Origin of the sequence: Starkeya nomas (assembly GCF_902703545.1) — a bacterium.
Classification (GTDB): Bacteria; Pseudomonadota; Alphaproteobacteria; order Rhizobiales; family Xanthobacteraceae; genus Ancylobacter; species Ancylobacter moscoviensis.
The window spans coordinates 2,532,940-2,548,708 of sequence record NZ_CACSAS010000001.1 but is presented as its reverse complement, the minus strand read 5'-3'; the positions used below and the strand labels follow the sequence as shown (position 1 = coordinate 2,548,708).

At 65.7% G+C, this 15,769-nt stretch carries 12 protein-coding genes; 4 read left to right on the top strand and 8 right to left on the bottom strand.

Features of this window, described 5'->3' with window-relative positions; translation table 11 throughout:
• Window positions 1–158: 158 nt before the first annotated feature.
• The 8 genes from STARVERO_RS12380 to STARVERO_RS12345 all read right to left on the bottom strand — a co-directional run bounded on the left by STARVERO_RS12380 (window position 159) and on the right by STARVERO_RS12345 (window position 10,266).
• Window positions 159–1,199 (bottom strand): DUF7146 domain-containing protein, encoded by a 1,041-nt coding sequence (locus STARVERO_RS12380; RefSeq protein ID WP_159599074.1) that lies wholly within the window; start codon window positions 1,197–1,199, stop codon window positions 159–161.
• Window positions 1,199–5,545: a strawberry notch family protein gene (locus tag STARVERO_RS12375; RefSeq protein ID WP_159599072.1), complete on the bottom strand. Its 4,347-nt coding sequence runs from the start codon at window positions 5,543–5,545 to the stop codon at window positions 1,199–1,201. Before STARVERO_RS12375 ends, STARVERO_RS12380 begins: the two co-directional genes overlap by 1 nt.
• 150 nt (window positions 5,546–5,695) lie before the next feature.
• On the bottom strand, window positions 5,696–5,992 hold the full coding sequence (locus STARVERO_RS12370) for a hypothetical protein (RefSeq protein WP_159599070.1): 297 nt from the start codon (window positions 5,990–5,992) through the stop codon (window positions 5,696–5,698).
• Complete coding sequence (locus STARVERO_RS12365; protein WP_159599068.1) at window positions 5,989–6,252, bottom strand: DUF6117 family protein; 264 nt, start codon at window positions 6,250–6,252, stop codon at window positions 5,989–5,991. Before STARVERO_RS12365 ends, STARVERO_RS12370 begins: the two co-directional genes overlap by 4 nt.
• Window positions 6,249–6,665, bottom strand: a complete 417-nt coding sequence (locus tag STARVERO_RS12360) for a hypothetical protein (protein ID WP_159599066.1) — start codon at window positions 6,663–6,665, stop codon at window positions 6,249–6,251. The genes STARVERO_RS12365 and STARVERO_RS12360 overlap by 4 nt, the downstream gene beginning before the upstream one ends.
• A 64-nt stretch (window positions 6,666–6,729) precedes the next feature.
• Window positions 6,730–6,951 carry a hypothetical protein gene (locus STARVERO_RS12355; RefSeq protein WP_159599064.1) on the bottom strand — a complete coding sequence of 74 codons (222 nt, stop codon included), beginning with the start codon at window positions 6,949–6,951 and terminating at the stop codon, window positions 6,730–6,732.
• A 60-nt stretch (window positions 6,952–7,011) separates the two neighbouring features.
• On the bottom strand, window positions 7,012–9,156 hold the full coding sequence (locus STARVERO_RS12350) for a ParB/RepB/Spo0J family partition protein (protein WP_159599062.1): 2,145 nt from the start codon (window positions 9,154–9,156) through the stop codon (window positions 7,012–7,014).
• Window positions 9,157–9,315: 159 nt separating this feature from the next.
• Complete coding sequence (locus tag STARVERO_RS12345; protein WP_159599060.1) at window positions 9,316–10,266, bottom strand: ArdC family protein; 951 nt, start codon at window positions 10,264–10,266, stop codon at window positions 9,316–9,318.
• Between the two features lie 235 nt (window positions 10,267–10,501).
• Between STARVERO_RS12345 and STARVERO_RS12340 the strand changes: the two genes are divergently transcribed.
• From STARVERO_RS12340 to STARVERO_RS12325, 4 genes are read left to right on the top strand one after another with little or no spacing between them, the layout of a single operon-like run.
• Complete coding sequence (locus STARVERO_RS12340; protein WP_012454931.1) at window positions 10,502–11,095, top strand: DUF6088 family protein; 594 nt, start codon at window positions 10,502–10,504, stop codon at window positions 11,093–11,095.
• Window positions 11,088–12,104: a nucleotidyl transferase AbiEii/AbiGii toxin family protein gene (locus tag STARVERO_RS12335; protein WP_159599058.1), complete on the top strand. Its 1,017-nt coding sequence runs from the start codon at window positions 11,088–11,090 to the stop codon at window positions 12,102–12,104. The genes STARVERO_RS12340 and STARVERO_RS12335 overlap by 8 nt, the downstream gene beginning before the upstream one ends.
• A 13-nt stretch (window positions 12,105–12,117) precedes the next feature.
• Window positions 12,118–13,914, top strand: coding sequence for an ATP-dependent nuclease (locus STARVERO_RS12330; RefSeq protein WP_159599056.1), 1,797 nt, complete (start codon window positions 12,118–12,120; stop codon window positions 13,912–13,914).
• 11 nt (window positions 13,915–13,925) lie between these two features.
• Window positions 13,926–15,665 carry a UvrD-helicase domain-containing protein gene (locus tag STARVERO_RS12325; RefSeq protein ID WP_244616751.1) on the top strand — a complete coding sequence of 580 codons (1,740 nt, stop codon included), beginning with the start codon at window positions 13,926–13,928 and terminating at the stop codon, window positions 15,663–15,665.
• Window positions 15,666–15,769 lie beyond the last annotated feature (104 nt).

Below are 15,769 nucleotides of genomic sequence, written 5' to 3'. Positions count from 1 at the left end.
CGAAGGGCCGCGCCGGAAAATCGTCGGCCGCAGCCATTGCCGATCCGGCCCGGCTGACGGCCGATCGCCCTCTCGAAGGCCGAGGCGCGGTCCTCTCCGAAGGTTGAATGCATCCGGGCGGACATGAGGATTGCGGCCTCGATACTCCTTGCCGGCGACTATGCTGCTTTGAGCCAGAAACGGGCGACGTCCGGCGGTGTGAGCTGCACCCGCAGATTGGCGCGGAGCGCGTCGATGCCGAGGCGTCGGAGATCCTCGTTGAAGTCCTCCAGCACCGGCGAGAGCACGATGGCCTCGATCCCGGCCGTGTTCGCCCGTTCGACCAGGCTATCCCGCGCGCTGTCGCCCGCCGGGTCATTGTCGCCGACGATGTAGAGCCGGCGCAGCGTCTCGGGGAACAGGATGGCGGCCAGATGGGCAGCGGAGAGCGCCGCCGCCATCGCCATGTGCGGTATCGCCTGACGTGCTGACAGGACGCTTTCGATGCCTTCGCCCACCGCCATCACCTCGCTGGCGATCCCGAAACGGACGGCATGACCGAGCAGGTCGCCCATCGCCTTGCGCTGCGTTTCGATCGGCGCCTTGTCGGAGCCGTCAGGTGCGAGCCAGGTGCGATGCGCGCCGGTGATCCCGCCTTTGAGATCGGTCACGGCGGCGATCATCGCTGGCCAGGTTTCGGTCGGGCCATGATCGTCGGGCCGGTAGTAGCAGCGCGGATGGAAGCGGAGGTTTCCGGTTCCGTGCAAAGCCGTAATGCCGCGATTGCGGAGATACGCCTCTACAGAGGTGCCGCCGATTGGCTGCGACATGGCGAACAATCGCCTTGCCGCTTCGGCTGAGCCTGACGGGGCTGGCGTGCTTGATCGCTTCTTCTTCTCAAGTGCGGGTTCGGGACGCGGCAGGCTGAGGAAAGTCCGGGCTTCCGCGACGACATCGGCGAAGTCGATGAGGCCGCAGCTCTCGCGAATTACATCGAGCAGATCGCCATGCTCGCCGGTGGCGGCGTCGGTCCATTTACCCGCCGGTCCCTTCGCCGTCGCCTTGAGCCGGACGAACATCGAGCGGCCGGGCGTGTTGCGGGCATCGCCGACCTGCCAGTAATTGCCCTGGCGATGGCCGGCGCCGAGATAATAGCGGCATACCGCCTCGGCCTCCCGGCCGAGACGGTTCGCCAGATCGGAAGCGTCGAGACGGGTCATCACGCCGCCTCGCGTTCGCCGATGCGCTGGACCGGATAGCGGCCCAGCACGCGCTCCAGCACCACGGGGCCGGCGGTATCGGTCGGCACGAACATCCTGAGCTTCCAGGAGATGATCTCGTGGAACAGGCCGTAGGCGGTGAGCCGCTCGCGCATCGTGTCGGTGAAGCCGGACAGCTCGATGCGCTCGGCGCCCATGATGCGGACGCGGCGAAGCTGAAGCCCCTCGGCGAGGTCGAGGATGGTGCGGCCATCCATCAGCGCCATGAAAGCGTCAGCGGGCGTGAGCGTAGCTGCGCCGGTCGTGGCGGCGTTGGCCGCCCAGGCAGGCGAGACCTTGCGGCCGACGATCCGCTCGCCCTCGTCGGTCTGGAGCCGATAGACACGGGTGGACTCGTTGGGCAACCGCTTCCAGATCGGCAGCAACAGGCCAGCGACGATGTGGATCGTGCTGTCGGAAAACGCCGGCACGTCTGCGACCTCGGCGCTCCAGGCCGTGGCGAAGTCGTTCCGCTCTGCCTCGGTCCAATGGGTCTCGCCCATCATCTTCACCGGAACGGTGTGCGATTCCATCGGCCGGATCAGCCGGACGCGGCGTTCGATCTCGCCATCGTCGAGCATGATCGAGGTGGCGGGGATCTGGACGGCGGCGCGGCCCGAGCGCTCGTTGACCAGCAGCCTGGCGCCGGGTTCGCCGAGATAGGCGAGCGCCTCGTCCAGCGTGACCGGGCGGTTGCGCGTGCGCTGCGCGATGGTGAGCAGCCGGGTCTCCGCGCCCGTGCCCGGATGGGTGTAGATCGTCTGGCGGCCGGTGACGGTGAAGCCTTCCGCGGTCAGCGTCTCCAGCCCGACATCGTAGATGCCGGCGGAGATGGCGCCCTCGATCTTTGCGGCGAGAAGCTGCTCGAAGGCGGTGAACAGCACGCCCTGAAGCTCGATGGTCAGCGCCAGCAGCCGGTTGAGGAAGGTGGTGATCGGCGGCAACTCGTCCTTGATGCCATTCGCGTCCATCAGCTTCAGGCCGGTGGCGGACTCGAAGCGCGCGAGTGAGCAGCCTTCGACCTTGCCGCGCACCAGCAGGAGATAGAGCTGGCGGAGCGCATCGCGGGCATAGGCGCTTTCCAGGTTGTCCTCGGGCCGGAACAGGCCCTGGCCGCCGGTCTGGCGCTGGCCGCGGGTGATGGCGCCCAGCGTGTCGAGCCGGCGGGCGATGGTGGAGAGGAAGCGTTTCTCCGCCTTGACGTCCGTGGCGATGGGCCGGAACAGCGGCGGCTGCGCCTGGTTGGTCCGGTGCGTGCGGCCGAGGCCCTGAATGGCCGCGTCCGCTTTCCAGCCGGGTTCGAGCAGATAGTGGACACGCAACCGCGTGTTCCGCGCCGAAAGCTCGGCGTGATAGCTACGGCCGGTGCCGCCGGCATCCGAGAAGATCAGGATGCGCTTGCTGTCATCCATGAACGCCTGGGTTTCGGCGAGATTGGCGGCGGCGGCGCGGTTCTCGACGACGAGACGGTCGCCGCCCGAGGACGTGCGCTTGCGGACGATGCGCCGCGAGCGGCCCGTAACCTCCGCCACCAGCTCGGTGCCGAAATGCTGGACGATCTGGTCGAGCGCGCCGGGCACCGGCGGCAGGGAGGCAAGCTGCGCGATCAGCTCGTCGCGGCGCGCCACGGCCTCGCGGCTTTCGACGGGCTGGCCGTCGCGATAGACCGGGCGCGACGACAGGTTGCCCTCGCTGTCGGTGAACGGCTCGTAGAGCTGCACCGGGAAGGAATGAGCGAGGTAGTCGAGAACATATTCCCTCGGCGTGATGTCGACGCGAACGTCGTTCCATTCCTCGGTCGGCAGGTCGGCCAGCCGGCGTTCCATCAGCGCCTCGCCGGTCGAGACGATCTGGATCACGGCGGCATGACCGGCTTCCAGGTCGCTGGTGATCGACCGGATCAGGGTCGGCGTCTTCATGCTGGTAAGCAGATGGCCGAAGAACCGCTGCTTGGCGCTCTCGAAGGCCGAGCGGGCGGCGGACTTGGCCTGCCGGTTCAGCGTGCCGGTGGCGCCGGTGATATTGGCCGCCTCCATCGCCGCGTCGAGGTGGTTATGGATGATGGCGAAGGCCCCGGCATAGGCGTCGTAGATGCGGGTCTGCTCGAGGGTCAGCGCGTGCTCGACCAACTCATATTCCACGCCGTCGAAGGAGAGCGAGCGGGCGGTGTAGAGGCCGAGCGCGCGCAGGTCGCGGGCCAGCACCTCCATCGCCGCGACGCCGCCGGCCTCGATCGCCTCGACGAACTCGGCGCGGGTGCTGAACGGAAAATCCTCGCCGCCCCACAGGCCGAGCCGCTGGGCGTAGGCGAGGTTGTGGACCGTCGTGGCGCCGGTCGCCGAGACATAGACGACGCGGGCGTTCGGCAGCGCGTGCTGGAGCCGCAGACCCGCGCGGCCCTGCTGCGAGGCGGCGACGTCGCCGCGTTCTCCCTTGCCGCCACCGGCGTTCTGCATCGCGTGCGCCTCGTCGAAAATGAGGACTCCGTCGAAGTCGGAGCCCAACCATTCGACGATCTGCCGGACGCGCGAAACCTTCTCGCCGCGGTCATCGGAGCGTAGCGTGGCATAGGTCGTAAACAGGACGCCTTCCGGCAGCGTGATCGGCCGTCCTTGCGGGAAACGCGACAGCGGCGTGACCAGCAGGCGCTCCATGCCGAGCGCCGACCAGTCGCGCTGCGCGTCCTCGATCAGCTTGTCGGATTTGCTGATCCACACCGCCTTGCGGCGGCCCTGGAGCCAGTTGTCGAGAATGATCGCGGCGGACTGACGCCCTTTGCCGACGCCGGTGCCGTCACCGATCATGAAGCCGCGCCGGAAGCGCGCGGCGGTCGTCGCATCCTCGCGCGCGGCGGTGACGACCTCGAAGGTGGCGTCCACCGTCCATGATCCGGCGAGATGATCGGAGTGAGCCTCGCCGGCATAAATGACGGTCTCGAGCTGCGCGTCGGACAGCAGCTCATGGATATTGACCGGGAGGTGCGGCCGATAGCTCGGTCTGGGCGGGGCGACCGAAGCCATCGACGCCGATTGCACCAGCCTGGTGGGGTGCGCCTGAGAACCGGCAATACGGATCGCCTGCAATCCGTATTCTTCATAGATGCCGTCGGACAAACGGCCGCCTTCGCCCGCTAGGCCGTCCTGGGTCTCGTAGGAGAGTGGCAGGCCCTCCGGCTCGGCCATCGGCACGGCCGCAGGGACGGCCTTGGCGGTGCGGTTGATGTAGCCGCGCACGCTGCGAGGGGCGGAAGCCGCGACAGTCGGGACCGTGAGGGAGGGATCGACGGCGAGCCGTGTCGGCAGATGATCGTCGAGCCAGCCCAGCAGCGTGGCGGCGTCCGAGGCAACGCCGGGTGCGGCCGGGAACACGGCCGGATCGTCGGCGGGCCGCTTGTCGATGACGGTCAGCCGCGTCGGAAATGTCGTGCCATGTTTGGCATAGACCGCGCCGTCGATGGCGGCGGAGAAGACGATGCGCCCGCGCGCCTGCAGACGAATGAAGGCGTCCCGCCAGGCCAGATTGTCGGGCGCGAAGCTGGCGCCGGTGATCGTCACCAGTCGTCCGCCGGGCGCCAGACGCGCCAGCGCCGAGGCGACATGGCGATATGTGGTGTCGGCTATGCGGCCTTCGACATTGGCCATTGCGGAGAACGGCGGGTTCATCAGCACGACGCTAGGCGTGACGGCGGGATCGAGATGATCGTCGATCTGGGCCGCGTCGAAGCGGGTGACGGGAATGGCCGGGAAGAGAAGCGACAGCAGGCTGGCGCGGGTGTCGGCCAGCTCGTTGAGGACGAGCGCGCAGCCGGCGATCTCCGCGAGGATCGCGAGCAGGCCGGTACCCGCCGACGGTTCCAGCACCCGGTCGGCCGGAGTGATTGCCGCGGCGTGGGCGGCGACCAGGCCGAGCGGGATCGGCGTCGAGAATTGCTGGAAGGTCTGGCTCTCCGTCGACCGCCGTGTATGCGTCGGCAGAAGGTTGGCGATTTTCGACAGCGCGGAAAGGCGGGCTGCCGGAGACCCGGCTTTGCGGAAAAGCGCACGTCCGTATTTGCGGAGGAACAGGACGGTCGCCGCCTCGCAGGCGTCATAGGCCGTCTTCCAGTCCCAGGCGCCGGTGGCGTCCGATGCGCCGAAGGCGGTCTCCATCGCTGCACGCAGGGCGGCGGCATCGACGCGCTCGCCGCGTTCGAGATGGGGCAGCAGCAGACCGGCGGCCGTCAAGATGGCGCCGGCGGGTTCGGGATTGGAGCCGAGCGGAAGCGGCGCGGCGGCGGACGCCGCCGCGGATGCGGAAATCAGGGTCATGACGGGAACCTCGGGAGAGCGGGAACGGACGAGCCGCGCGGCGCTCTCTCTCGACCGCACCGGCTCAAACCCGTTCCGGCCGCCCTCTCACTCTCGGGACGCCGGCATGGAAAAAGCGCCCGACCGTGAGGTGGGGCGCTTTTCCGGGGATCAGTTCCAATGTCCGTCGGCGATCTCGCCGGCGACGAGCGCGCGGGCCTTGCGGATGAGGTCATCGCCGCAGGTGTCGATGTGGCCGAAGAACCTGGCGCGGGCGCCGTTCTCGGCCCAATCGGCATAGGCGCAATATTCGCGAGCCCCGGATCGGAAGGCCCGCATGTCGTTGGCCCAATGCGGCTTGGGCTCGATGACGACGGTGATGCCGTCCCTGGTTTCCGGCCAGGGCAGAGACCGTTCGCGCGGCGGATGCTGGCGATCCGCCGCGAAGATGGCGTCGATGTCGGTCATGGCGCCTCTCCCGGCTCAGGGCGCACGAAGCCTTCGGGATCGCCAGGATCGGGCGGCAGATAGGCGTCGTAGGGATTGCCGTCGGCGAGATGGCCGAAGGGCGTGAAGACGTAATCGCCATCGTCCCGCCCCACGGCGCAGATGACGTAGCGCGGGCTGCCCGTCACCGCGTCGAGGCATTCCATGAGGGCGAGATTGCCGTCGCCCGCCGCGCGCAGCAGGGTCTGGAAATTGCTCCGGGCATGGGAGGGGATGCTCATAGCGGTCCTCCCTCGCCGGAGATGATCCGATCGAGCCAGCCATCGGTGTAGATCCAGTCCACGGTCGCGCCGGTAGCGAGATCGAGGACATGCGCGCCGCCGCCGAAGCCATCGAGCCGGGGCTTCGAGCAGGTGTTGGCATATTGGAATCCCCATCTGCCTTTGAGGCCGAACTCGGCGGCGCAGCGGTTCACGAAATGGATGAGGCGTTCGGGATCGCCGGTCACGTCGTCGCGCATCCAGAGTTGGCTGCCGCCATGCTCTGGCTGGATCGAGAGGAGGAAGCCTTCGGAGGGTGGTTCCTCCGATGCGCCTTCCTCGGATAGGCGGTTGTAGAGATCGAGCGCTCGGGCGGCGTTCTCGGGCGTGCCGACGTCGAGCAGGCACGAGAAATGGGTGAAATAGTCGGCCATGACAGGCTCCTGAAACGAGAAAGCCCGGCGCGATGGCCGGGCTGGGTTGGGGGGGCGAAGGCGGTCAGTAGCCGAACCGCCAGGATGGCCAGGGCTGGCCATCGTCGGCGGCGGCGACGGCTTCCGGCAGGTAGCCGGCATCGCCTTTGACCAGGGATGGATCGCGCACCGGCGTTTCGTCGATGACAGTGACGCAAACGACGAGACCGTCTTCGACCTCGACGTGAACGGGCACGAGATACTGAAACACGACGCGGCGCGTGGCGGACGGGTCGGGTGCAATCATGGAAGGTCTCCTTACGACGATGCGGGGAAGCGACCTCTCGCCGCTCCCCCGCCGTGAGGATCATTCGGCCGCGATCGTCAGGGCGTCCTCGTCCTCGATCCCGTCGCCGTCTTCGTCGTCGCCGTCCTCGCTCAGGAAGTCCGGCAAGGCCGCCTCGTCTGCGGCGTCTGCCTCCGTGCCCGGTTCGATGGTCTGCCCATCATCGAGGTCGACTAGGCGCAGCGGCTCCGGCAGCCAGCCGGTGTCGGCCAACAGGCGCTCGGCCTCCTTGGCCATGTCACCCTTCTTCAGATGGTCGATGAGTTGGGCGGCCCGCTCGCCCGCGCCTTCGCGCACGGCTTCGAGGATGCGGGGCTTGGTGACGCGGCCGAGATAGTTGCCGACCGTCGGCCTCCAGCCCGCCGCCACCATGTCGAGGCCGGTGGCTCGCGCCAGCCGGTCGGCCTGCGAGAGGCGCACGTCCAGCCCATGCTGGCTGACGCCCGATCCGCTGTAGGGATTGGGCCGCTCGAACAGGGCGTTCACGCCGTAGCTGACGCAATGGGCGAGCAGATCGAGGCGCGTGCCGGGGTCGAGCAGGGAGAGCCAGTCCCACAGGGCCTGGTCGTCGTCGGGAACGTGATCACCCCAGCGCTCGTGTCGCTCGGCGACCTCGCGCGCGGGCGTGCTGTCCTTCAACTCCTCGGACTGTGCCGAGAAGAAGATATGATTGACGCGGGCCTCGAGGCAGCCGGCCGGTGCGGTGCGCCGGAAGGTGTCGCTGACCAGCTTGTGCAGCAGCATGGTCATGGCGACGTCGGGATGTTCCGCAACCGCGTTGCGCAGAGCGAGGGTGCGATGCGCGGTCAGCTCAATGACGAGGCGCTCGGGCAACGGCTTGATGCCGTCCTCCTCATCGTCCTCCGGCTCCGCGGGCTGGCCGCCGATGGTGATGACGGCGCGTTGAACGGCGGGCGCGGCCTGCTGGCCAGCTTCACCGTCAACCTCCGGCGCATCGCTGCCTTCGGTCTCGACGGGACGTTCATCCTCGGAACGGACATAGCCGCGATCCACCGACAGCGAGCCGTCGGCATCGAGGCTGATGAAGACGCCGGCGACGGCGATGTCGGCCGGATCGTAGATCGTCGGGCGCTGCTCGAAGGCGTCGAGGGCCTGTTCGATCTCGCCGAGACGTGCGTCGATCTCGTCCGGCAGCTCGTCGGCTTCGGCATATTCGGCTTCGAGCCGGTCGTATTCGTCGCGCAGCGCTTCGCGGGTGGCGCTCTCCTCCTCGGTCAGGTCGACCGTGACGCCAGCCAGTTCGCGAAGCCCATGCTGGTGGCCGTAGGGAAAGCTCAAGGCGGCCTCGACCCATTTCCAGCCTTCGCTCGCGATCTCGTCGGCGGTGGTCTTCAGCTTCTCGGCCACCAGGCGGTCGAGCAGGGCCGGATCTTGCAGCCAGCCACCATCGTCCGACTGGAACAGGTCGCGCAGCACGACGCCGCCGGCCGCCTCATAAGTCTCGACGCCGATGAAGACGGCCCTTTTGTCGGAGGCGCGTACCGAGGTCTCGGTCAGCATCCGGCGGATCTGATAGGGCTCCTTCTGCCAGCTATCCTTGACTGCCTCCCAGACCTGTTCCTGACGGGCATGGTCGGAGCTGACGGTGAAGGCCATGAGCTGTTCGAGCGTCATGCCGTCGTCGGCATAGATCTCGAGCAAAGTCTGCGAGACGGAGGCGAGGCGCAGGCGCTGCTTCACGACATTGACGCCGACGAAGAAGGCTGCGGCGATGGCTTCCTCGGTCATGCCCTTGTCGCGCATGGCCTGGAAGGCGCGGAACTGGTCGAGCGGATGCAGCGGCGCGCGTTCCATGTTCTCGACCAGCGAGACCTCGTCGACCAGGATGTCGCTGTTGGCGTCGCCGACGACGCAGGGCACCGGTGCGGTCTTGGCCAGGCGCTTCTGCTTCGCGAGCAGTTCGAGCGCGCGATAGCGACGGCCGCCGGCGGGCACCTCGAACATGCCGCTCTCGGCGCCATCGGCGTCGAGGACGGGACGGACATGGAGGCTCTGGATGAGACCGCGCCGGGCGATGGACTCGGCCAGCTCCTCGATCGAGACGCCGGCCTTGACGCGCCGGACATTGGACTGGCTCAGCACCAGCTTGTTGAAGGGGATGTCGCGCGCCGACGACAGGGTGATCTTCTGAATGGCGGTCGCCATGTTCGTTACTCCGCGACGGGCGGTCGGGAGCCTCTCTCTCGACCTCCAACCCGTCACGAAGCGAAGCGCCGCCCTCTCACTCTCGGAGGGCAGCGCCAGGCTCGCGGAAAGGCGTAGAGCCGGAAGCCCGCTTCTCCGTCTTTCCGGTTTTCAGGATCGTCACGCGGCCTGCCGTTCGTTGTCGGCCGCATCGACATCGACGCCCGGCTGGAACCCGAGCAGCCAGTCGGCCGCCTTGCTCGCCTGGGAGGCGGCGCGGACGATGGCGCGATTGTCCTCGCGCAGCACATCGAGCCAGGAGCCGATATAATCGGCATGGCGGACGGTAGGCGTGATGCCGAGCGAGGCGCAGCAGAAGGCCGCGTTGATCTCGGCCACCAGCTCCTCGAAGGCGTATTTCTTCGAGCCGAAGGAACCCGAGAAATCGCGGTTCAGGCGCGAGGGGTGGCCCGTGGCGTGCCCCAGCTCGTGCAGGGCCGTCCTGTGCCAGTTGATCGGCTCGAAATATGCCTGGGGCGGCGGCACCTGCACATAGTCGAGCGCAGGGACATAGAAAGCGCGGTCCCCGCCGATGCGGAAGTCGATGCCGGTCGCCCGGATCAGGGCCTCGACCTGCGGCTCGATGAGGCCGGGCGGAGGCGGTGGAGCAACAACGGCGACATCCTCCGGCAGGCCGTCGCATTGCGCCGCGTTGAACACCGTGAAGCGCTTGAGGAACGGGATCGCGGCAGCTTCCTCGCCGGCCTCGCGGGCGCGGCGCTTCTCGTCCTCCGGCGTGAAACGGTCGGCATAGACGACGGTGGTGCCGCGTTCGCCCCGGCGGACATTGCCGCCGAGCGACAGGGCCTGGCGGAAGGTGAGCCAGCTCTGGCCGGGAAAGCCGTGCTGGATCACTGCGCCCCAGAGGATCAGTACATTGATCCCCGAATAATGCCGCCCGGTCGCGGCGTTCCTCGGCATGGCGAGGGGCGCCTTGACCGAGGCCGATGCCCAGGGCTGGACCCAGGGGAAGCGGCCTGCCTCCAGCTCGGCGATGATCTTGCTGGTGATGTCGTCGTATAGGCTCGCGCGGTCGGAGCCGGCACGCCCGTTGCGGTCATTCCTGAACATCGCGGTTCTCCGCGACGGGTGCCGGAGACCTCTTCTCCAGCCCTCAACCCGTCACGGAAATCCCGTCCGCACTCTCACTCTACTGGGGGGCGTTGCGGGGCTCTCCCCGCAGAAGGGGTCGGCCGAGACCCTGGCTCGGCCGCAGGGGAAGGCTTTCCCCCTTATCCGGCCTGTTCTTATGGGCTTCCTTGAAAACTGTCAGAAACTCGCATATGTTTCCAACAGGAGAAAGACGATGACACGGCTGACCGAACAGATTTTGTCGCATGCGACGGGCCTGCCCGAAGGCGCTCCTGTGTCCGCCAAGAGCCTGCTGCACCTCGGAAACCGGGCGGCCGTGGATCAGGCGTTGTCGCGCCTGACGGAGCGCGGGCAGCTCATCCGCGCCGGTCGCGGCGTCTATCTGCGCCCCATCGCCAGCCGGTTCGGCACGCGCACGCCTTCGGTCGAGCAGGCTGTCGAGGCTCTTGCAACCCAAAAGGGGGAGGTCATCGTCTCGAACGGCGCTGCCGCGGCGAACGCCCTTGGCTTGACGACGCAGGTGCCCGTCCGCTCGGTCTATCTGACCTCCGGGCGCAGCCGAAAGATGCACCTCGGCAAGCAGGTCGTGGAATTGCGGCACGCGCCGCGCTGGCAACTGGCCCTGGCCAACCGGCCGGCGGGGGAGGCCGTGCGGGCGCTGGCCTGGCTCGGCCCGGAAAAGGCAGAGGCCGCGCTCACGACATTGAAGCGGAAGATGCCGCCCGGCGTGTTCGGCGAACTGGTCGCCGCCGCGCCGCAGCTTCCGACATGGCTCGCGCAGAGCGTCGGAAAGGCGGCGTATGGCTGACGTCTTTCTCCAGCTTTCAGCCGAGGACCGGCGCGACGCGCTGGGCGTCGCGGCCGACCGTTCGGGCCGTCCCACCCATCTTCTCGAAAAGGATGTGTGGGTGGTGTGGGCGCTGGCGACCCTCTACGCCGCGCCGCTTGGCGAACATCTGGTGTTCAAGGGCGGCACGTCGCTGTCGAAAGCCTATCACGTCATTCGCCGGTTTTCGGAGGACGTGGATCTGACCTACGACATTCGGGCGATCGCGCCCGATCTTGTCGGGGACAATGGCGAGGGCCTTCCGAAAACCCGCAGCGAGGAAAAGCGCTGGTCCAGCGAGGTCCGTCGGCGGTTGCCGGCCTGGGTCGCGGAAACCGTGCAGCCCGTGATCGCGAACGCGCTGGCCGCCGAAGGTCTGGCGGCGACCATCCGCGTCGAGGATGACAGGCTCTTCATCGACTATGAGGCGACCGCGGCCGGGTCAGGCTATGTCGCGCCCAGCGTCATGCTGGAGTTCGGCGCCCGCTCGACGGGCGAACCGGCGAGCCTGCGCGATGTCTCCTGCGACGCCGCCGACCTGATCGACGGACTGGTATTCCCGACGGCGCGGCCGCGCGTCATGCACGCGGAGCGGACCTTCTGGGAGAAGGCGACCGCCATCCACGTCTTCTGCCTCCAGGAGCGGCTGCGCGGCGATCGCTTCGCACGACACTGGCACGATGTTGTCCGGCTTGATGAAGCCGGCTTCGCGGAAGCTGCTTTCGCCGATCGCGAACTGGCCAACGCTGTCGCCCGGCACAAGTCGATGTTCTTCGCGGAGAAGGCCGCCGACCGCACGCCGATCGACTATGCAGCGGCTGTCAGCGGCGGCTTGCAACTCGTGCCGGTCGGCGATGGCGCGAAGGCGCTGAAGGACGACTATGCCCGCATGGTCGAGGATGGGCTGCTCTTCGATGATGCCGAGCCGTTCGAGGCGCTCATGGCGCGATGTACAGATATAGCTGCGCGGGCTAACCGAATGGGGGCCTAAAGGGGGGCGGGCGTTGAAGATATTCTCGGTAGTGATCGAAAATTTTCGCGGCATCCAGTCGGCCAAACTGGTGCTGCCTGATCACGCCGTACTGATCGGCGACAACAATACCGGCAAATCGTCGGTATTCGAAGCGATCGATCTCGCCTTGGGGCCGGACCGGCTGAGCCGGCGACCACCCGTGGATGAGCATGATTTCTATCAGGGGCGCTATCTTCCTAGCCCAAACCCCGATGCTCCCGAGGGCGCGGAGCCCGGCCCCGCGCCGAAAATCACGGTCGAGGTGACGATCACCAATCTGTCACCGGAGCAGGAGGCACGATTTGGAGCCAACGTCGAGTGGCTGAATACTACTACCGGAGACTTCTATCAGGAGGCCGACCCGGCCGGGGTCGATGCTGCCGAGATCAAGGCGGCGCTGCGCGTCACATTCATCGGCGAATACGATCCAGATGAGGATGACTTCGTCGGCAACAGCTATTTCACGCGCAGTCTCTCAGAGGATGAGACACCTGCATCGTTCTCGAAGAAGGACAAGCAGCACTGCGGATTTCTTTTCCTGCGGTCGTTGAGGACAGGATCTCGGGCGCTCAGCTTGGAACATGGCAGCCTGCTGGACATCATCCTCCGGCTGAAGGAAATCCGGCCGCAGATGTGGGAAGGGACGATCGGAACGCTTGCAGCCTACGATGTCGCGAGCGACCCGGCCATTGGCATCTCGGGCGTGCTCGAGAGCATCGACAAGTCGCTGAAGAAATACGTCCCGCGCGAATGGGGAGTGAAGCCGCACCTTAAGGTGTCGAACCTGACACGCGAGCATTTGCGCAAGGTCATCACCGCGTTCATCGCCACAGGCGCGGGCGATCATGCCGCTCCCTTCTTTCGGCAGGGAACGGGGACGATCAACATGCTGGTGCTCGCGATGCTGTCACAGATCGCCGAGGACAAGCAGAATGTCATTTTTGCGATGGAGGAAGCCGAAACGGCTATTCCGCCATACGCGCAGAAGCGGATCGTCCACGAGCTGCGTAAGCTGTCGGCGCAGTCGCTCTTCACGTCGCACTCGCCGTATGTGCTCGAAGAGTTTAGCCTCCACGAAACGGTTATTCTGGCGCGCTCGGATGACGGCCAACTGAGCCAATCCAAAATCGAGTTACCGGAGAGCATCAAACACAAGCGCTACCGGCAGGATTTCCGAACCCGGTTTTGCGAGGGGCTCCTTTCGCGCCGTGTCCTCATCGCTGAAGGTGCGACAGAGGCGGCCTCTTTTCCGGTCGTCGCGCGGCGTTTGGCGGAGCTTAACCCTGCCACCTATGCGTCTTTGGAAGCCTTGGGCGTGTGCGTAATCGACGCCGGAAGCGAGACTCAGATCGCCGACCTTGGGGCTTTATACAAGAGCCTTGGGAAGCGGACCTTTGCATTGTGCGACAAGCAGACAGATGCCGCCAAGGCTGCCATTGAGGCCCAGGTGGAACGCCTGTTCATGCACGAAGAGAAGGGCATTGAGGATCTGATCCTCAACAACACCACGCAGGCTGCATTGGAGCGATTTGCCGATCAACTCGATTGGCCGCAGCATCTCCTGAACCAGTATCCGAATCCAAAAGCACAAGCGGCTGCCGCGCTTGGAGCTTATTTCAAATGGTCAAAAGGTAATTGGGGAATAGCCGAGTTCTTGGCCCAGTGCTCCGAAGTCGAAATCCCTCAGTGGCTGCGCGATGCCTGCACCACCTTGAAGGCAGCGTGTGACCCGCCACCTCAACCGGCCGAGGCCGATGGCGAAGATCTTTTTGCTGACATCTTGGGATAGGCGATTGCGCGGTGGTCGACCTAACCGAAACGCAGAAGGCAATTCTCCAGGCCGTGGGGCATCAGCTCGTCACCGGCGGTCCCGGTTCGGGGAAAACCACCGTTTCCATCCTCAAGGCGGCGAAGATCGCGCGCGAGGAGTTGAAGCCCGGTCAGCGTATTCTTTTCCTCAGCTTCGCGCGGGCCACCGTTTCCCGCGTCCTTGAGGCGATCGACGAAGAAAGCGCGATCACGCGGGAGGAGAGGCGACGGATCGAGGTCGATACCTACCATTCGTTCTTCTGGCGCATCCTCAAAACGCATGGCTATCTCGTCGGCTTCCCACGGCGGATGACGATCCTCACACCTCCGAATGAGGCGATTGCATTGTCGGCGGTTCGAAGCGGCTACAAAGCGGCGAGGAATCTGTCGGACGAGGAAAAGGCCGAGAAGCGCGCGAAGGAGGTGGCGGAGCGTGTCCGGCTGGCGACCGAAGAAGGGAAGGTCTGCTTCGACCTGTTCGCAGACCGCGTGGCAACCCTGCTTCACGGCTCAGATAAGGTTCGAGCGCTCATCTCTACGATGTATCCGTACATTATCCTGGATGAGTTTCAGGACACCAGCGCCGATCAATGGCGGGTGGTCCAAGCCCTCGGCGCCAACAGCACGTTGATCGCTCTTGCCGACCCGGAGCAGCGCATCTTCGATTTCATCGGCGCCGATCCGGAAAGGCTGAACCACTTCACGGCAGCCTTCGCGCCGACGGTTCACGATCTCGCCGGTGACAACCATCGGAGTAAGGGGACTGAGATTGCTCTATTCGGCAACGACATCCTTACGGGGAAATTTCGCCAGAACGACTACAAGGGGATCGATTGCGCGCTGTTCGAGTCGAATCCCAACCAAGCTTATGCCTCATTGGTCGGTCAGGTGCTGCAAGCCCGGAAGCGGTTGATCGAAACTGGCCGGAGCGATTGGTCATTGGCGATTCTCGTGCCGACCAAGAAAATGACCCGGATGGTGTCGGATATTCTGCGCGAGCCATTCGGCAATGTCCCGCCCATTTCCCACATGGCAGCCGTCGATATGGAAGGCCCGATCTTGGCTGCGGAGATCATCGCTTTCCTGCTCCAACAGCGCGGGCATGACGGATGTTTCGACGAATTTGTCGAGTTGATGTGCAGCTATTTCCACGGTCGAGGTGGCGCAACGCCGACCAAGGGAGACATGGACGAGGCTGCGCGGTTCCGGAAGGCGCTGTCCAAATGGAACGAATGTCTAGCGAAAGGACGACCGACGCCTGGTAACAGCGTCTTGCAGGGAACCTATGCCGTGCATCGGGCAATTGCTGCGCTGACGTTCACGGGCGATCCGGGCGCGGATTGGGTCGCGGTGCGCGGCGTGCTGGATGCTGGGGCCTGTGAGCGACTGAAGGATGTCGCAAAGGAGGTCCGGAACGTGCGTCTGCTTGAGCGCGGTACACAGCTCCGTCAGGGGTTGGCCCAGGACTGGCGTGACGTCAGCGGCTATAGCAACGCCCTTGCGATCACCCGCCAGTCGTTTGTTCAGGAGCATTTCGCAACAGCCCACAAGCCTGAATCCGGCATCGTGGTGATGAACATGCACAAGGCGAAGGGAAAGCAATTCGACGAGGTTGTGATCTTTGAAGGATGGCCAAAACGGTTCAAGGGCGAAATCGTGGCCAATCCTGATCGGATCGTCTCCGGCAATGTCCACGATGGGGCGATGATGTTGATTTCCGTCGAGAAGTGACCCTGGATTTCCACTGAGAAGTGACCCGGGTTGATGGTGGTCTGGGGTCAGGTGGCGGTCAAGTTTCGCGGCTTCTCCCTGGTGGGTTTGGGTGGCTTTGCCGA